Below are 17,688 nucleotides of genomic sequence, written 5' to 3'. Positions count from 1 at the left end.
GGCAGCGCTCAGGCACGCCGCAGCACGTTCATCGGCGAGGTGCGCGCGATGCGCAGCGTGCCGATCCAGCCGGCCAGCGCGACCGCCAGCGCGGCGCCGATCACCACCAGCGACAGCTCGCCGATCGGCGGCAGGTAGTCGTTCAGGCGGAACACCTGGCGCGCGAGCAGCGTGCCGATCGCGCCGGCGCCGACGATCGCGATGCTGCCGGCGAGCAGGCCGAGCACGGCGAACTCAGCCAGTACCGCGACGTCGAGCTGGCGCGCGTGCGCGCCGAGCGTACGCAGCAGGGCGGTCTCGTGGCGGCGTTCGTCGGCGGTCGAGGCCAGCGCCGCGAGCAGCACGAGCAGGCCGGCGGCGAGGCTGAAGCCGAGCACCCAGGCGACCGCGCGGCTGACGCGCGCGATGATGTCGCGCACGCGGTCGAGGATCGCGTTGAGGTCGATCAGCGACAGGTTCGGATGGTCGCGGGAGAGGCCGGCCAGCGCCCGCGTCGCGTCACCGGCGAGATGAAAGCTGGCGACGTGGCTGTGCGGCAGCCCGGCGCCGCTGGCCGGGTCGAGCATGAGGAAGAAATTCACCCGGAACGAATCCCAGTCGACGCCGCGGATGCTCGCGATCGTCGCGGTGATCTCGCGCTCGCCGACGCGCAGCGTCATCGTGTCGCCGAGTTTCAGGTGGAACATGCGCACCCACATCTCGTCGACCGAAATCTGCGGCGCGGTCGGCGTCGCGTCGAACCAGCGGCCCTGCAGCAGCGCGTTCGCCTCCGGCAGCGCGTCGCTCCAGCTGACGCGCGTTTCGCCGTTGATCCAGCCGGCCGCGCGGCGGTCCTCGTAGTCGTTCGGATCCGGCGCGCGGCCGTTGATCGCGACCAGCTTGCCGACGGCGAGCGGCAGCGTGTTGAGGTTGGTCGCGCCGAGTTCGCGCAGGCGCTGCTCGACGGTTGCGCGCTGATCGGTCTGCAGGTTCAGCACGAACCAGTTCGGCGTGTCGGCGGGCAGGTCCGCGCGCCAGCGCGCGAGCAGCGACGGGCCGACGACGGCGAGCACGGCCAGCGCGGTCAGGCTCAGGGACAGCGCGCCGGCTTGCAGCAGTGTCAGGCGCCGCCGGCGCGACAGATTGGCGAGCCCGAAACGCAGCGCGCCGCGCAGGCGCGACGCCGCGGTGCGGACGAGTCCGAGCAGCAGCGAGCCGAGCGCGAGCGTCGCCAAGGCGACGCCGGCGAAGCCGGCGGCCAGCGTCGCGGCGAGGCGGGGATTGCCGGCGCCGAAGAAGATCAGCACCGCGCCGACGGCGAGCGGCAGCAGGTACAGCGCGTCGAAGCGGCGCAGGCGTCGCGCGCTCTCGCGGCGGAACACGCGCATCGGCTCGATCTCGCGCAGGCGCAGCAGCGGCGGCAGGGCGAAACCGAACAGCACCGCCAGGCCGACCGCGAACGCCGCCAGCGGCGGTCCCCACGGCAAGCCGGGCGCCGTGCCCGGCAGCAGGCCGCGCGCGAGGCTCAGGACGAGTTCCTGCAGGCCGAGGCCGACGGCGAGGCCGAGCAGGCAGGCCGGCAGCGCGAGCAGGCCGAGTTCGAGCAGCAGCGCGACGAGGATCTCGCCGCGGCTGGCGCCGAGGCAGCGCAGCAGGGCGACCTCTTCAGTCTTGCGCCGCGCGAAGCGCTGCGCCGCCAGCGCCACCGCGACGCCGGACAGCAGCGCCGCGAGCAGGGCGGCCAGACGCAGGAAGCTCTCGCCGCGCTCGAACGCGGTACGCAGGTTCTGCTGCGCGTCCTCGACCGTGGTCAGCTCGGCGCCGTCGGGCAGGCGCGGCTTGGCCCAGGCGGCGAAATCGGCGATCGCCGCGGCGTCGCCGGCGAGCAGCAGCCGATGCCGCGCGCGGCTGCCGACGCCGATCAGCCCGCTGGCCTGCGCGTCGGCGAGGTTCATCAGCACGCGCGGCGCGAGGCGGAACACGTTGCCGCCGTCGGGCGACTGCGCGATCTCGCCGGCGACGAGCAGGTCGCGGCCGCCGAGCTGCACCTGCGCGCCGACGTCGACGTCGAGCGCGGCGAGCGCCGAGCGGTCGGCGTAGATCGCGCCCGGCGGCGGTGCATGGGCGGTCTTCTCGGTCCCTTTCGCGTCGAGCACGCGCAGCTCGCTGCGCAGTGGAAACGCATCGTCGCTGGCGCGCACGTCGGCCAGCTTGCTCGTCTCGCCGGCGAACACCACGCTCGGAAAATCCGCCAGCCGGTTCGTCGCCAGGCCGCGCCGCTGCGCCTCGGCGGCGAATTCCGGCGGCAGCGGCTTGCCGGCGTTGAGGCCGAGATCGCCGCCGATCAATTCGGCCGCGGAGGCGAGAATCGCGCGCTCGACGCGGCTGGCGAGAGTCGCCACGGCGGCCAGCGCGGCAACGGCGAGCACCAGCGCCGCGGCCAGCGTAGCCAGCTCGGCCTGGCGGAACTCGCGCCGCAGGCTGCGCGCGGCGAACGCGAGCGGCCTCACGCGGCGGGCTCCTGCGACCGGCTCTCGCCGGCCGCTGGATTGGCGACGGTGTCGACGATGCGCCCCTCGCGCAACTGCAGGCTGCGCGCGCAGCGCGCGGCGAGGCGGGCGTCGTGCGTGACCAGCACCAGCGTGGTCGCGTGCTCGCGGTTCAGCGCGAACAACAGATCGCCGACGCTGGCGCCGGTGCGCTGGTCGAGATTGCCGGTCGGCTCGTCGGCGAACAGGATCTGCGGCGCATGCACGAACGCTCGTGCGAGCGCCACGCGCTGCTGCTCGCCGCCGGACAGCTGATGCGGATAGTGGTGCCGGCGCCGCTCCAGGCCGACCCGCGCCAGCGCCTCGGCCGCGCGCTCGCGCGCGTCGGCGCGGCCTTCGAGGTCGAGCGGCAGCATCACGTTTTCCTCGGCGTTCAGCGCCGGCAGCAGATGGAAACTCTGGAACACGAAGCCGACCAGGCGCCGGCGCAGGCGTGCGCGCGCTTCCTCGTCGAGCGCGTCGAGGCATTGCCCGGCCAGCGTGATGCTGCCGCGGCTGGGGCGGTCGAGGCCGGCGAGCAGGCCGAGCAGGGTGGTCTTGCCGGAACCGGAGGCGCCGACGATGGCGAGGCTGTCGCCGCGGGCGACCTCGAGGCCGACGCCGTCGAGGATGGTCAGGCGACCGTCGGGTCCGTCGACGACTTTGCTAATCTCGGACGCACTCAAGGCGATGGTGTCTGCGCTCATGTTCCTGCTTCGTGTCTTGTTGGTGTTCGCCTGCTTCGTGTCGACCGCGTCGGCCAAGCCGGCGCCGCTGCTGGTGCTCGGCGACTCGCTCTCGGCCGCTTACGGCATCGCGCTGCAGGACGGCTGGGTCGCCCTGCTCGACCGCCGCCTGCAAGCCTCGCCGGCGCCGCGCGCGGTCGTCAACGCGAGCATCAGCGGCGAGACCACCGCCGGCGGCCTGGCGCGTCTGCCGGCCTTGCTCGCCGAGCACAAGCCCGCGCTGGTGGTGGTCGAGCTCGGCGCCAACGACGGCCTGCGCGGTCTGCCGCTGAGCGAAGCGCGCGCGAATCTGGCCAGGATGCTGACCGCGATCCGCGCCGCGAACGCGAAAGCCGTACTGATCGGCATCGAGCTGCCGGTCAACTACGGCCCGCAGTACCGCGACGGCCTGCGTTCGATGTATCGGGGCCTGGCCGAGGAATTCAACGCGCCGTTGTTGCCGTTCCTGCTCGACGGCATCGCGCTCGATCCGGAGCTGATGCAGGACGATGGCCTGCACCCGACCGCGAAAGGGCAGCCGAAGGTGCTGGAAAACGTCTGGGCGGTGCTGGAGCCGGTGGTGCGCCGGTTGCCCTGAAACGAGCCCGCTGCCGGGCCGGCGACCGGGCCTAACGGCCTATGTCCGCCTCGCGCCAGTCCGTTAAGCTGCGCGACCCTGCCGTGTTCCGCGGACGCGGCGCATCCACAGCGAGGACACTCATGCTGCGCAAACGGCTCTTGGTTTCGACGATGAATCTGCTTCTGGTCGGCGGTTTCGGGATTCTGGCGCAGGCGCCGGAAGCGCTGGCGAAGGACGCCGCGAAGGCGGCCGCGCCGCTGGCGAACAATCCGTTCGCGACGGCGAGCACGCTGCCGTTCCAGGCGCCGCCGTTCGACAAGATCAAGGACGCCGACTACCAGCCGGCGTTCGAGGCCGGCATGCGCGAGCACCTGGCCGAGATCGCCAAGATCGCCGCGCAGAAGGATGCGCCGACCTTCGCCAACACGATCGTGCCGTTGGAGCGCAGCGGCCAGATGCTGACGCGCGTCTACGTCGCGTTCAACGCGGTGACCGGCGCGGACACCAACGACACGCTGCAGAAGGTGCAGGAAGTCGTCGCGCCGAAGCTGGCCGAGCACCAGGACGCGATCTACCTCGACGACAAGCTGTTCGCGCGCGTCGGCAAGCTCTACGAGGGCCGCGAGAAGCTCGGCCTCGACGCCGAGCAGAAGCGCCTGGTCGAGCGCTACTACGACAACTTCGTGCGCGCCGGCGCCAAGCTCGGCGAAGCCGACAAGGCCAAGCTGCGCGAATTGAACAAGGAGGAGTCCACCCTGACGACGGACTTCGCCAACAAGCTGCTCGCCGCCAACAATGCCGGCGCGCTGGTGGTCGACGACAAGAAGGATCTCGCCGGCTTCTCCGATGCCGACATCGCGGCGGCCGCCGCCGACGCCAAGGCGGCGAAGAAGGACGGCAAGTACCTCATCGCGCTGCAGAACACCACGCAGCAGCCGGCGCAGGTTTCGCTCGAGAACCGCAGCGTGCGCGAGCGCCTGTTCAAGGCCTCGACCAGCCGCGCCGAGCACGGCGACGCCAACGACACGCGCGCGATCGTGCAGCGCCTGGCCGTGCTGCGCGCCGACCGCGCCAAGCTGCTCGGCTACCCGGATTTCGCCGCCTACACGCTCGACGACCAGATGGCCAAGACGCCGGCGAACGCGATCAAGCTGATGACCGACATGGTGCCGGCGGCGACTGCGAAGGCGCGCGGCGAAGCGACCAAGATGCAGGCGCTGATCGACAAGGGCACCGACAAGTTCAAGCTGTCGCCGTGGGACTGGCAACGCTACGCCGAACAGGTGCGCAAGGCCGAGTACGACCTGGACGAGGCGCAGATCAAGCCGTACTTCGAGATCGACCGCGTGCTGCACGACGGCGTGTTCTACGCCGCCAACCAGCTCTACGGCCTGACCTTCAAGGAGCGCAAGGACATCCCGGTCTACAACCCGGAAGTGCGCGTGTTCGAGGTGTTCGACGCCGACGGCAAGTCGCTGGCGCTGTTCTACGCCGACTACTGGAAGCGCGAGAGCAAGCGCGGCGGCGCCTGGATGGACAACCTGGTCGGGCAGTCGCGCCTGCTCGGCACCAAGCCGGTCGTCTACAACGTCTGCAACTTCACCAAGCCGGCGGCGGGCCAGCCGGCGCTGATCACGCACGACGACGTGAACACGATGTTCCACGAGTTCGGCCACGCGCTGCACGGCATGTTCGCCGACTCGGAGTATCCGACCCTGTCGGGCACCAACGTGCCGCGCGACTTCGTCGAGTTCCCGTCGCAGTTCAACGAGCATTGGGGCCGCGACCCGAAGGTGTTCGCCAACTACGCCAAGCATTACCAGACCGGCGCGCCGATGCCGGCCGAGCTGGTCGCCAAGCTCGACAAGACGCGCACCTACGGCCAGGGCTTCGCCACCACCGAGTACCTCGCCGCCGCGCTGCTCGACATGGCCTGGCACACGCAGCCGGCCGGCACGCCCAAGCAGGACGTCGACGCGTTCGAGACCAAGGCGCTGAAGCAGTACAAGGTGGACATGCCCGAAGTGCCGCCGCGCTACCGCACCTCGTACTTCGCGCACATCTGGGGCGGCGGCTACGCCGCGGGCTACTACGCGTACCTGTGGAGCGAAGTGCTCGATCACGACGCGTTCTACTGGTTCCGCGAGCACGGCGGCATGACGCGCGAGAACGGCCAGCGCTTCCGCGACATGATCCTGTCGCGCGGCAGCACGCAGGACATGGCCGCGCTGTATCGCGCGTTCCGCGGTCGCGATCCGAGCGTCGAGCCGTTGCTCGAGGAACGCGGCCTGAAGTGATTCGCCGGGAACAGCGGCCATGGATGGCCGCTGCCGGGATCGAAGATGCCGCCTGCGCCGCCGCGTTGCGGCGGCCGGGCCGCGGTGGTCGCGAACGATCGCACGTACCCTGGGATGCGGCTCGGATGACCGCAGCTCCAGGGTCGATGGAGGGGTGTCGTCGCTTCTTCACAGCGGAAATCCACTTCGACTTTGCCTCCAGGCGCATCGAAAGCAGAAATCGACTCCCGCCTTTGCGGGAGGTGACGCCAACCGGGCCATCCGCCAATCCGTCAGGCGACCGTGCGCTCACGCGCGGCACCGGACCGCGACGATCGCCGACGATCGCCGAAGCAGTCTTCGCAGGATCGCGGCTGAGGCGGCCGAAGATATGCCTCCGAAGAGGCATCGGACCGGCCGGATCGCGTCGATCAGCGACGATCGCCGAAATGCATCCGTGGCGGTTTGCAAAACGAAACGGATTGAGGCCTACTTTTTCACGTCTCGATCACGCGGCTCAGTCCGTACTTCACAAACGTGAAGATCACGTGCATGGGGGGAGGTCTCGTGGACAAGCGCGACAGTCATACCGGTGCGATCCTGCTCGTCGAAGACAGCCGGGGGATCTCGGAAACGGTCGGCGAATTCCTCGAACGACGCGGCTACTCGGTCGACTATGCGGCCGACGGCATCAGCGGCCTGCGTCTGGCCTCCACCAACAGCTACGACGTGATCGTGCTGGACCTGATGCTGCCGGGCCTGGACGGCATCTCGCTGTGCCGCCGTCTGCGCCACGAGGAGAAGCGCGCCACGCCGGTGCTGATGCTGACCGCGCGCGACACCGTCGAGGACAAGCTGGTCGGCCTCGACGCCGGCGCCGACGACTACCTGGTCAAGCCGTTCGAGATCCGCGAGCTGGAAGCGCGCCTGCGCTCGCTGATCCGGCGCAACCGCCGCCAGGTCAGCGACGAGGTGCTGAGTGTCGGCGACCTGGTGCTCGACACTGCCACCCTGCGCGTGACCCGCGCCGGCAAGGAGCTGCAGATCGCGCCGATCGGCGTGAAGCTGCTGATGATCCTAATGCGCGAATCGCCGCGCGTGGTCAGCCGCCGCGACATCGAGCGCGAGGTCTGGGGCGATCTGCTGCCGGACTCGGACACGCTGCGCAGCCACTTGTACAATTTGCGAAAAATCATCGATCGCCCGTTCGCGACCCAGTTGCTGCACACGATCCACAGCTCGGGCTATCGCTTGGCCGACCTCGGCGTCGAGACCGCACCGGATCGTCGTACCGCCTGAGGCGAGGGCGCGTCGCCGGCGCGGACGTGCGCGGACGCCCGGTGACGGCATTGAGGCGGTACTGCGCAGGGACATCGCATGCAACGCCCGAACGGTATCCGCCGCAAGATCTGGGCGGTCTTCATCCAGCAGATGGCGGCGATCAGCCTCGCCGGCCTGCTCGGCGTCTACGTCGCCGCCAGCCTGATCGAGAACCTGATCCTGCGCGAGATCGTGCAGCGCGAAACGGCGCAGTTCCTCGAGCGACTGGCGGTCGACCCGAGCGCGCCGCCGCCGCAGAACGCCTTCGTGCGCAGCTACCTGCGCAAGGTCGGCGACGAGACGCCCGCCCCGCCGCCGGACCTCGCCGCGTTGCCGCCCGGTTTCTACGGGCTGGCGGCGAACCGTCCGGCGTTGTCGATCGCCGACACGCCGGTCGGCCGCGTCTACATCGTCGCCGAGCAGCAGCGCCTGCACGGCTACGTGTTCTGGATCGGCTTCGGCCTGTTCGCGCTGATCCTCGCCATGGTCTACATCACGGCCTGGCTCGCCTACCGCGCCTCGCGCCAGGCGCTGGCGCCGATCGTCGTGCTCGCCGACACCGTGCGCGGCTGGGATCCGAAGGCGCCGGACATCGACGCGCTGCTGCCGGAGAACCTGCCGGTCGCGGTCGAGGTCGACGAGGACGTCAGCAGCCTGGCGCAGGCGCTGCACGGCTTCGCGGTGCGGCTGGAGGAGTTCGTCCATCGCGAGCGCAACTTCACGCGCGACGCCAGCCACGAGCTGCGCACGCCGCTGACCGTGATCAAGGTCGGCGCCGACGTGCTGCTCGACGAGGAGGAGCTGCCGGCGTTCGCGCGCCGCACCGCCGGCCGCATCCGCCGCGCCGCGCGTGACATGGAGGCGCTGATCGACTCGTTCCTGATCCTCGCGCGCGAGGACGGCGTCGGCCTGCCCGAGGAGGACTTCACCATCAACGAGGCCGTGCGCGAGGAAGTCGAGCGCGCCAAGCCGCTGATCGACGACAAGCCCGTCCACCTCAGCATCGAGGAGCGCGCGGTGTACACCCTGCACACCTCGCCGCGCGCGTTCGGCGTGCTGGTCGGCAACCTGATCCGCAACGCCTGCATGTACACCGAGCGCGGCTCGGTCACGGTCACCATCGACCACGCCTCGCTGATCGTGCAGGACACCGGCATCGGCATGAGCGAGGAAGACCTCGCGCACCTGTTCGAGTCGTTCTACCGCGGCAGCGTGCGCAGCAAGGGCGAGGGACACGGCATCGGGCTGTCGATCGTCAAGCGCCTGGCCGACCGCTTCGGCTGGGAGATCGGCATCTCCAGCCAGCTCGGCGTCGGCACCACGATCCGCGTCGACTTCCCGGCGCTGGTGCTGCCGCAGGAGTGAGCGGCACGCAGCGCTTATACTGCGCGCGTATCGCCCATCATCGTCCCCGAGGAGAGCGCGCGTGCTTTTTCGCAGTCTCGTTGTCGCCTGTTTCCTGACCTTCACCCTGTCCACGGAGGCCGCCGTGCCCGTACTCGTCATCCACGGCGGCGCCGGCGTCGTCAAGTCCGAACTGACTCCGGAGAAGGAGAAGCTCGTGCGCGCCGACCTCGAACGCGCGCTCGAGGCCGGCTACGCGGTGCTGAAGTCCGGCGGCAGCAGCCTCGACGCGGTCGGCAAGGCGATCGTCGTGCTGGAGGACTCGCCGCGCTTCAACGCCGGCAAGGGCGCCGTGTTCACGCACGACGGCAAGAACGAACTCGACGCCTCGATCATGGACGGCGCCACCCTGCGCGCCGGCGCGATCGCCGCCGTGCATCGCGTGAAGAACCCGATCCTGCTCGCGCGCGCGGTGATGGAGAAGTCCGAGCACGTGTTCCTGGTCGGCGACGGCGCCGAGGTGTTCGCCAAGAGCGTGGGCATCGAGCTGGTCGATCCGAAGTACTTCTACACCGAGGAACGCTGGCAGGCACTGCAGAAGGCCCTGCAGGAAGAACGCGAGAAGAAGGCCGAGCCCGGCAAGACGCCGCACCACGGCACCGTCGGCGCGGTCGCGCTCGACTCGCAGGGCCGCCTCGCCGCCGGCACCTCGACCGGCGGCATGACCAACAAGCGCTGGGGTCGCGTCGGCGACTCGCCGATCATCGGCGCCGGCACCTACGCCGACGCGCGCTGCGCGGTGTCGGCGACCGGCTGGGGCGAGTACTTCATCCGCGCCACCGTCGCGCGCGACATCTGCGCGCGCGTCGAGTACGCCAAGACGCCAGTGGCGGAAGCTGCCAGGCAGGTCGTGATGGACGTGATCCCGAAACTCGGTGGCGACGGCGGCGTGATCGCGCTCGATTCGGACGGCAACTTCACCACACCCTTCAACACCGACGGCATGTACCGCGGCTGGGTCGACAAGGACGGCAAGGTGCACGTGGCGCTGCTGGCCGAGTGAGGCGCTCCGGCCGACCGGAGTGTTGACAGGCGCGCGGCACGGCGCACAATGGCTCCACTAACAGATAGTGGAGTTCGGCGATGCCCACCAGTGTCGCGCTCGGCGAACATTTCGAGGATTTCGTGAAGCGCCAGCTCGCCGAGGGGCGCTACAACAACGCCAGTGAAGTCGTGCGCGCCGGTCTGCGCCTGCTCGAAGACGCCGAGCGCGAAAGTGCGCTCAAGCTGAAGGCGCTGCGTGCGGCGCTCAAGGCCGGCGCCGACAGCGGCGTCGGCCGCGAAGCCGACGAGGCGTTCGATCGCCTGCGGGCCAAGTACGAAGCGAAGCCCGCGCGCGGCTGATGCGCACCTTCCTCTCGCGCCTGGCGGAACGCGATCTCGAGGAGATCGTCGATTACATCGCCTCGGACGATCCGCGTCGCGCGCTGAGCTTCCTCGACGAGTTGCGTGGTCAATGCGCGCGGATCGGCGACACACCGCTGGCGTTCCCGCTGCGCGCCGAACTCGGCGCCGGCATACGTTCCAGCCTGCACGGCCGCTACGTGATCTTCTTCCGCATGAACAAGGATCGCGTGCTGATCCTGCGCATCCTGCACGGAGCGCGCGATCTGCCGAACCAGTTTCGACACGAATGAACCTGCGAACCGTTTCCGCCACCCGTTACGTCACCCCGCTGCGCGAAGGCGGCTCGCTGCCGGCGATCGTCGAGGCCGACGACGCCGGTCTGTACGTGCTGAAGTTCCGCGGCGCGGGGCAGGGCGCGAAGGCGCTGATCGCCGAGCTGATCGGCGGCGAGATCGCGCGCGCGCTCGGGCTGCGCGTGCCGGAGATCGTCTTCGTCGAGCTCGACGCCGACCTCGCGCGCACCGAGCCGGACCCGGAAATCCAGCACCTGATCCGCGCCAGCGCCGGGCTGAACCTCGCCCTCGACTACCTGCCGGGATCGGTCGCGTTCGATCCGGTGGCCGAGCGCGTCGAAGCCGAGCTGGCCTCGGCGGTGGTCTGGTTCGATGCGTTCGTCAGCAACGTCGATCGCACCGCGCGCAACACCAACATGCTGGTCTGGCATCGCCGGTTGTGGCTGATCGACCACGGCGCGGCGCTCTACTTCCACCACGATTGGGACGGCTACCTCGACCGCGCGAGCGCGCCGTTCGCGCGCATCAAGGATCACGTATTGCTGCCGTACGCCAGCGCACTGCGCGAGGCGGACGAGCGGCTCGGCGCGTTGCTGACGGAGGAAATGATCGAGCGCATCGTGGCGCAGGTTCCCGACGCCTGGCTGCTCGGCGACGCGCCGTTCGCCGACGCGGCCGCGCACCGCGCGGCATACGCTCAATACTTGTGCCGGCGCCTGCGAGCGCCGCGCGAATTCGTTGCGGAGGCGATCCGTGCACGCGGCGTATGACTACGCGCTGATCCGCGTCGTGCCGCGCGTCGAGCGCGGCGAATTCGTCAACGCGGGCGTCGTGCTGTCGTCGAAGTCCGGCGACTTCCTCGAAGCGCGCATCGAACTCGACGAGACGCGTCTGCTCGCCCTGGCGCCGGACCTCGATCTCGACGCGGTACGCCGGCATCTGACCGCGTTCGCCGCGATCTGCGCCGGCGGCGAGGACGCCGGACCGATCGGCCGGCTGCCGCGGCGCGAGCGTTTCCATTGGCTGACCGCAACGCGCAGCACGATGATCCAGACTTCGCCGGTGCACAGCGGCCGCTGCGGCGACGCCGCGACGATGCTCGAACGCCTGCTCGACACGATGGTGCGCGTGCCCGCGGCACGCGGTCCGTCCGCGTGAGCGCGCGGCACGCGGACATTCCGGTCCGACGCCTGCGTACGCATCGCCTCGCCGGCGAGGCGTTCGCGAGCGTGGAGGACGCGGTCGCGACGCAGCTCGCCGTGCAGGCGCAGGACTACCTCGGCGCGCTGTGGGGCGTCGGCCAGCGTGTACACGGGGCGGACGAGGCGATGATCGAGCGCGCGCTGGCCGACCGGCGCATCGTGCGCAGCTGGCCGCTGCGCGGCACGCTGCATTTCGTCGCCGCGGACGACCTGCGCTGGCTGCTGGCGCTCGCCGCGCCGCGCACGCTGCAACGGCAGAAGCGTCGCCTGCAGCAGGATTTCGAGCTCGACGAGCGTGTCGTCGAACGCGCGCGCGAGGTCTGCCGCCGCGCTCTCGGCGGCGGTCGCGCACTCGCGCGTGACGCGCTGTACGCGCAGTTCGACGCTGCCGGCATCGCGACCGCCGCGTCGCGCGGCCTGCACCTGGTCTGGTGGCTGGCGCACGAAGGCACGCTGTGCTTCGGCGCGCGCGCCGGCAAGCAGCAGACGTTCGTGCTGCTCGACGACTGGCTCGCGCCCGCGCCCGCCGTGGCGCGCGAGGATGCGCTGGCCGAACTCGCGCGGCGCTACTTCGCCAGCCGCGGCCCGGCGAGCGTGCAGGATTTCGCCTGGTGGTCCGGGCTCGCTGCCGCCGACGCCGCGGCCGCGCACGAGAGTGTGCACGCGGAGCTCGCGTCGGAGCGGATCGACGGTGTCGAGTACTGGCACGCCGCCGCGACCTTCGTGGCAGGCGAGGGCGCGCGCGTGCATCTGCTGCCGGCTTGGGACGAGTACACGGTCGCCTATCGCGAGCGCGGTGCATTCCTCGACGCGGCGCAGGCCGGCCGTGCCGGCAACGGCATCTTCAAGCCGGTGCTGCTCGTCGACGGCCGCATCGCCGGAACCTGGAAGCGGACCTTGGCCAAATCCGGCGTCGAGGTCGAGGCCGACTGGTTCGTCGAGCCGAAGGCGGCCGTGCGCAATGCGTTCGACGCGGCGGTGGCGCGCTACGCGGGTTTCCTCGGCCTGCCACGGATCGCCTGAGCCGGGCGCGCACCGTCGTGCGCGCCCCGGAGCGCTCAGCTACCCGGATTCTCGCGCACCGGCCGCTTCGACAGCTTGCGTTGCAAGGTGCGCCGGTGCAGGCCGAGCCGGCGCGCGGTCTCGGAGATGTTGCCGCCGCATTCGGTCAGCACACGCTGGATGTGTTCCCATTCCAGCCGGCGCAGCGGCGGCGCATGCGCCGGCAGCGGCGTGTGCGTGTCGCTCTCCTCGCCCGCGTCGCCGAGCAGGGCCTGCACGACCTGGTCGGCGTCCACCGGCTTGGCCAGGTAGTCGTGCGCGCCGCGCTTGATCGCTTCGACCGCGGTGGCGATCGAGGCGTAGCCGGTCAGCAGCAGGATGCGCAGATTCGGCTGTACCGCGAGCAGCTCCGGAATCAACGCGAGGCCGTTTTCGGCACCCAGCTTGAGGTCGAGCACGGCGCTGTCCGGCGCGTTCTGGCGCACCAGCGCCAGCGCGGTGGCGCGATCCGGAGCGGTGGCGGTGACGAAGCCGCGCGCGTTCAACGCACGCGCGAGCACGGCGCTGAACACGAGGTCGTCGTCGATGACGAGGACGCTGTGGGGATTTTCCGTAGTCATGGGCGCCGATTGTCGGCTGCCAGCAGCGGCACGCGCAATCGTTGCAGCCAGCCGCCGTCGGCCAGCGCCTCGGCGCTGAGGTCGCCGCCGAGCCGTTCGGCGGTGGCGTGCGCGAGCGCGAGGCCGAGGCCGAGGCCGTGCTGCTTGCTGGTCTGGAACGCGGTGCCGGTGCCCGGCGCGATGCCGCTGCTCCTGCCGTGGTCGCGCACGAACAGCTCCGCGACGCGGCGTCCGGCGACCACGCCGAGCTCGATCTCGCTGGAGCCGGCGGCGAGCGAGGCGTCGGCCGCGTTGCTGAGCAGGTTGATGACGGCGTGGCGCAGGTTCGGCGCCGCCTCGATGATGCGCACCTCGGCGCCGTCGCCGATCGAGGTGTGCAGTTCGACTTCCGGCCGCAGCAGGTGGAAATGCGATTCGCAGTCGCGCACGAACTCGGCCAGCGGCAGTTTCTGCGGCGTGCCGGCGAGCTGGCGGCGGCCGACCGCGACCAGTTCGCGCAGGATGTCGCGGCAGCGCTCGGCCTGGCCGATCAGCAGATCCAGGTCGCCGGCGAGCGGCCCCTGCGCGTGTTCGCGGCGTAGTTCGGCGAGCAGCGTGCGGATCGTCGACAGCGGCGTGTTGAGCTCGTGCGCGGTGCCGGCGGCCTGGGTCGCGATCGCCAGGATGCCTTCGTCGCGCAGCGCGCGCTCGTGCTCGCGCTGCACCTCGGCCTCGCGCTCGCGCAGCGCACGTGCCAGACGCGAGATGAAGAACGCGAGCACGCCGGCGGTGACGCCGAAGTTGATCGCCGTGCCGGCCACGTGCAGGTTGAAGTTGCCGCTCGTCGCGGTGTGCAGCGGCGGCAGCGACAGGTGCCACGGAATCAGCGCCAGATAGGCCGCGGCGGCGAGCAGGGCGACCGCCACGACGTGCTTGCGCGGCAGCGCCGCGGCGGCCAGCGCGATCGGCATCACCAGCAGGGAGACGAACGGATTGGTCGCGCCGCCGGAGCAGTACAGCAGGAAGGCGAGCACGCCGATGTCGACCGCGATGTGGCCGAACGCCTCTGCGGCACTGACCGGCCAGGGCTGGCGCAGGCGCCAGAACGCGAACACGCCGAATGCGGCCAGCGCGGCGATGCCGCCGGCCAGCGGCAGCAGCGGAATCGGCATGTCCAGCGCGAAGGCGACCACCGCGACCGTCAGCGCCTGCCCCGACACCGCGCACAGGCGCAGCCAGGCCAGCGTTTCGGTCAGCTCGCGCGCGTGATGGGAAGCAATGTGGCGATTGGCGGCCGGGGCGTTCATCGGCGGCTATTGTGCCATCCGATGCGCGTCGTCCGATGCCGGCGCGACTACGTGCCCGTGCGTGCGCGCGGCGCGGTTGCGCGGTCGCGTTCCAGCGGCAGACGGATCAGGATCTCCAGCCCGCCGCCGTCGGCGTTGCGCGCGAGGATGTGGCCGCCGTGGCGCTCGATCGCGCTGCGCGCGATGGCGAGGCCGAGCCCGGTGCCGCCGCTGCTGCGCGTGCGCGCGCTGTCGACGCGGTAGAACGGCTCGAAGATGCGCGCGAGTTCCGCTTCCGGCACGCCGGGGCCGTGGTCGCGCACGCGCAGCACGGCGTCGCCGTCGTTGTCGCGATGCAGGCGCACGCTGACCGTGCTGCCGTCGGCGGTGTAGGCCAGTGCGTTGCGGATCACGTTCTCGAACGCGCTGTGCAGCGCGGCGTAGGACGCGGTCAGCGACAGCCGCTCGCATTCGGCCAGCACCACCTTGCGGCCGCGCGGCGCGCCCTCGTAGTCGGCGTTGGTGATGACGTCTTCGAGCAGCGCGTCGAGCGCGACCTCGTCGCGCGCGGCGCTGGTCGCGGTCTGCAGGCGCGACAGCTCCAGCGCCTGCGACAGCATCGTCTCCAGGCGATCGGATTCGTGCTCGATGCGGTCCAGTGCGGCGTCGACCTGGGCGGCGTCGCCGTCGCGCGCGAGTTCCAGCGCGACGCGCATGCGCGCCAGCGGCGAGCGCAGCTCGTGCGAGACGTCGCGTACCAGCAGGCGATGGCTGTCGACCAGCGCCTTGATGCGTTCGGCCATGCCGTCGAACTCGGCCGCCAGCGCGGCGACTTCGGCGCTGCGGCCGAAGCGCAGGCGGCCGACGCGCGCGTCGAGGTCGCCTTCGGCGAAGCGCCGCGTGCTGACGCGGATGCGCGTCAGCGGCGCGCTCACGTACCAGGCGAGCAGGGCGGCGAACAGCGCGCTGACGATCATCGCGATGCCGAGATGGGTCCAGAACGTGCCGGGCCGGCGCAGCAGCAGGCGGGTCAGGAAGTTGCCTTCGAGCGCGGCGACGATGGCGTAGGACTTGCCGTCGCGCGTGCGCACCGCGCGCGCGCGCAGGCGCTCGCCGTCGGCCTGCACGCCGCGGCGCGGCGGATCGCTGGCGGCGGCTTGGGCGAGGATCGCCGCGGCGGCCTCGCGCACCGGCGTGGAGGCGGCGCGATCGAGCAGTTCGACGCCATCGGCGGAGAACACGTAGACGCTGATCGCGCTGACGTCCGGCGTGTTGCGCAGCCAGACGCGGGCATCGGCCTCGCCGTCGTGGCGCAGCTCGCGCGCGGTGCGGCCGAGCAGGTCGTCCATCTTCGCCTGCAGGCGCGTGATCTCCAGGCCCGGGATGCGCTCATTCTCGAAGCGGCTGGTGGAGATCCAGGCGAACGCCAGCAGCACGACCACCGTCGCGGTCCAGAACGCCGCGAACAGACGCCAGAACAGGCGCTGCATCACGGCAATGGCCTCATTCTTCTTCCCCGAGCCGGCGCAGCAGGTAGCCGTTGCGCGGAATCGTGGTGATCGGCGAGCCGCCGTCGGGCGCGTCGCCGAGCTTGCGGCGCAGGTTCGACACGTGCACGTCGATCGAGCGGTCGAACGGGCCGAGCGCGCGGCCGAGCACGCTCTGCGAGATGCGTTCCTTGCTGACCGCGCGGCCGGCTTCGCGCATCAGCAGGGCGAGCAGGTCGAACTCGGTCGCGGTCAGCGTGATCGGCTGGCCGTCGACGCTGACGCTGCGCGAGGCGGCGCGCAGCCAGATCGGGCCGTTGCGCAGGTCGGTCAGCGCCTCGCCGCCTTCGCCGCGCGCGCGGCGCAGCACCGCGCGCAGGCGCGCGGCGAGTTCGCGCGGATTGCAGGGCTTGGGAATGTAGTCGTCGGCGCCGAGCTCCAGGCCGAGGATGCGGTCGATGTCCTCGCCGAGCGCGGTCAGCATCAGCACCGGCACGGCCGATTCGCGGCGCAGTTCGCGCAGCGCGTCGAGGCCTGTGCGGCCCGGCATCATGATGTCGAGCACGAGCGCATCGAACGGTTCCGCGCGTGCGGCGGCAACCGCGGCGTCGGCGCTGTGCGCGAGCGCGACGTCGAAGCCTTCGCGCACGAGGAAGTCGCGCAGGAGCTGTGCGAGTTCGCGGTCGTCGTCGGCGAGCAGGATGCGCATGCCGCAAGCATAGCCGTGCCGATCGCGCCCGGCGCCGCGGACGCGACGGCCGCCGCCGATCTTTGCAAGCCTTTACGAACGGAGCCGCGGCAGCAGGCGTGCGTTTACATCGCGCTTGGAATTTCCATACGTCGCCGGGCCGGCGCCGCGACTAAGCTGCGGCGATCGACCTTGCCGGTACTGCCGCCATGCTGCGATGGATTGCGTTGCTTTCGCTGCCGCTCGCCTGCGCCGCGCTCGCGCAGTCCTCCTTCTCGGTCGATCCGTTCGCTGGCCGCTGGACCGGCGATGCGGCGCCGGCCGCGGTCGACGGCGCTGGCGCGCCGGGCGCACCTGCCGCGCCGGACGGCGGCAGCGGGTCGCATCGTCACGGCGCGGGCATGGGCGGCGGCAAAGGGCATGCGGGCGGAACGAGAGGCGGTGCTCATCGGCCGGAAACCGGTGCCTCGCGCGGCGCCGCGGCAGACCCCGAGCGCAGCGAACGCGGCCTCGCGCGCTTGTTCGCCGAGCACGTGACGATCACGCCGTTGTCGACGCGCGTCCGCTTCGACGACGGCGAGCACGCGGTCGAACTGGACCGCGACGGCATGAATGTCAGCGGGCCCGGCGTCGGCGGCACGGTGGCGCTCAGCCAGACCTCTCCCGATCTGGTCGTCGAGACGCTGACCGACTCCGGCTATTCCCTGCGCGAACGCTACCACCTCGGCGAGAACGGCGAGCTGGAACTGCACGCGACGCTGAAGCGCCCGTTCGCGGACGAACCGCGCGAGTTCGTCCGCGTCTTCCGTCGCGCCGCCGCACCTGCGCCGGCCGCCGCGGCGCTGAAGCCGTGACCGGTCGATCGAAGTCGTCGGCGGACAGGTAATCCGCCGCGCGCGGCCTGAGCGCGCAGCACCGGCGTCGTGCTGCCGGAATCCCGCAATTTCACGTCGCTGGTCGAAACGGCGCCGC

General features: G+C 71.0%; 17 protein-coding genes. 11 read left to right on the top strand and 6 right to left on the bottom strand.

Annotation, left to right across the window (positions count from 1 at the left end; all coding sequences use genetic code 11):
- Positions 1 to 8: 8 nt before the first annotated feature.
- Together J7520_RS13180 and J7520_RS13175 are read right to left on the bottom strand one after the other, a co-directional pair.
- Positions 9 to 2,489, bottom strand: a complete 2,481-nt coding sequence (locus J7520_RS13180) for an FtsX-like permease family protein (RefSeq protein ID WP_291188977.1) — start codon at positions 2,487 to 2,489, stop codon at positions 9 to 11.
- Positions 2,486 to 3,214, bottom strand: coding sequence for an ATP-binding cassette domain-containing protein (locus tag J7520_RS13175; protein ID WP_291188975.1), 729 nt, complete (start codon positions 3,212 to 3,214; stop codon positions 2,486 to 2,488). Before J7520_RS13175 ends, J7520_RS13180 begins: the two co-directional genes overlap by 4 nt.
- On the opposite strand from J7520_RS13175, the gene J7520_RS13170 reads away from it, so the two are divergent.
- The 10 genes from J7520_RS13170 (at position 3,213) to J7520_RS13125 (ending at position 12,677) form a co-directional block, all read left to right on the top strand.
- On the top strand, positions 3,213 to 3,830 hold the full coding sequence (locus tag J7520_RS13170) for an arylesterase (protein ID WP_291188973.1): 618 nt from the start codon (positions 3,213 to 3,215) through the stop codon (positions 3,828 to 3,830). The genes J7520_RS13175 and J7520_RS13170 overlap by 2 nt on opposite strands.
- 122 nt (positions 3,831 to 3,952) lie before the next feature.
- On the top strand, positions 3,953 to 6,109 hold the full coding sequence (dcp, locus tag J7520_RS13165) for a peptidyl-dipeptidase Dcp (RefSeq protein WP_291188972.1): 2,157 nt from the start codon (positions 3,953 to 3,955) through the stop codon (positions 6,107 to 6,109).
- A gap of 531 nt (positions 6,110 to 6,640) precedes the next feature.
- The gene (locus J7520_RS13160; protein WP_291188970.1) at positions 6,641 to 7,387 is read left to right on the top strand and encodes a response regulator transcription factor; all 747 of its coding nucleotides are present in this window, start codon (positions 6,641 to 6,643) and stop codon (positions 7,385 to 7,387) included.
- 78 nt (positions 7,388 to 7,465) lie between these two features.
- Entirely contained in the window at positions 7,466 to 8,773 is a 1,308-nt protein-coding gene (locus tag J7520_RS13155) for a HAMP domain-containing sensor histidine kinase (protein WP_291188967.1), read from the top strand.
- 94 nt (positions 8,774 to 8,867) lie between these two features.
- Entirely contained in the window at positions 8,868 to 9,815 is a 948-nt protein-coding gene (locus J7520_RS13150) for an isoaspartyl peptidase/L-asparaginase (protein WP_291189098.1), read from the top strand.
- A gap of 80 nt (positions 9,816 to 9,895) precedes the next feature.
- Complete coding sequence (locus J7520_RS13145; RefSeq protein ID WP_291188965.1) at positions 9,896 to 10,156, top strand: type II toxin-antitoxin system ParD family antitoxin; 261 nt, start codon at positions 9,896 to 9,898, stop codon at positions 10,154 to 10,156.
- Positions 10,156 to 10,449 carry a type II toxin-antitoxin system RelE/ParE family toxin gene (locus J7520_RS13140; protein ID WP_291188963.1) on the top strand — a complete coding sequence of 98 codons (294 nt, stop codon included), beginning with the start codon at positions 10,156 to 10,158 and terminating at the stop codon, positions 10,447 to 10,449. The genes J7520_RS13145 and J7520_RS13140 overlap by 1 nt, the downstream gene beginning before the upstream one ends.
- A 2-nt stretch (positions 10,450 to 10,451) precedes the next feature.
- A complete protein-coding gene (locus J7520_RS13135; RefSeq protein WP_345776917.1) occupies positions 10,452 to 11,222 on the top strand; it encodes a HipA family kinase in 771 nt (256 codons plus the stop codon).
- Positions 11,206 to 11,610, top strand: coding sequence for a DUF3037 domain-containing protein (locus J7520_RS13130; RefSeq protein ID WP_291188949.1), 405 nt, complete (start codon positions 11,206 to 11,208; stop codon positions 11,608 to 11,610). The genes J7520_RS13135 and J7520_RS13130 overlap by 17 nt, the downstream gene beginning before the upstream one ends.
- Positions 11,607 to 12,677 carry a winged helix DNA-binding domain-containing protein gene (locus J7520_RS13125; protein WP_291188947.1) on the top strand — a complete coding sequence of 357 codons (1,071 nt, stop codon included), beginning with the start codon at positions 11,607 to 11,609 and terminating at the stop codon, positions 12,675 to 12,677. The genes J7520_RS13130 and J7520_RS13125 overlap by 4 nt, the downstream gene beginning before the upstream one ends.
- 35 nt (positions 12,678 to 12,712) lie before the next feature.
- On the opposite strand, the gene J7520_RS13120 is transcribed toward J7520_RS13125, so the two are convergent.
- The 4 genes from J7520_RS13120 to J7520_RS13105 are packed head-to-tail and all read right to left on the bottom strand — an operon-like array spanning position 12,713 to position 16,737.
- Positions 12,713 to 13,276, bottom strand: coding sequence for a response regulator transcription factor (locus J7520_RS13120; RefSeq protein ID WP_291188945.1), 564 nt, complete (start codon positions 13,274 to 13,276; stop codon positions 12,713 to 12,715).
- Positions 13,273 to 14,562, bottom strand: coding sequence for an ATP-binding protein (locus tag J7520_RS13115; RefSeq protein WP_291188943.1), 1,290 nt, complete (start codon positions 14,560 to 14,562; stop codon positions 13,273 to 13,275). Before J7520_RS13115 ends, J7520_RS13120 begins: the two co-directional genes overlap by 4 nt.
- Positions 14,563 to 14,609: 47 nt before the next feature.
- Complete coding sequence (locus tag J7520_RS13110; protein WP_291189096.1) at positions 14,610 to 16,031, bottom strand: ATP-binding protein; 1,422 nt, start codon at positions 16,029 to 16,031, stop codon at positions 14,610 to 14,612.
- Positions 16,032 to 16,044: 13 nt separating this feature from the next.
- Entirely contained in the window at positions 16,045 to 16,737 is a 693-nt protein-coding gene (locus J7520_RS13105) for a response regulator transcription factor (RefSeq protein WP_291188941.1), read from the bottom strand.
- 188 nt (positions 16,738 to 16,925) lie between these two features.
- Between J7520_RS13105 and J7520_RS13100 the strand changes: the two genes are divergently transcribed.
- A complete protein-coding gene (locus J7520_RS13100) occupies positions 16,926 to 17,570 on the top strand; it encodes a hypothetical protein (protein WP_291188939.1) in 645 nt (214 codons plus the stop codon).
- Positions 17,571 to 17,688 lie beyond the last annotated feature (118 nt).

The organism is Dokdonella sp. (assembly GCF_017744955.1).
Lineage (GTDB): Bacteria > Pseudomonadota > Gammaproteobacteria > Xanthomonadales > Rhodanobacteraceae > Dokdonella_A.
The sequence above is the reverse complement of the archived record's forward strand: the minus strand, read 5'-3'. Positions and strand labels throughout refer to the sequence as shown.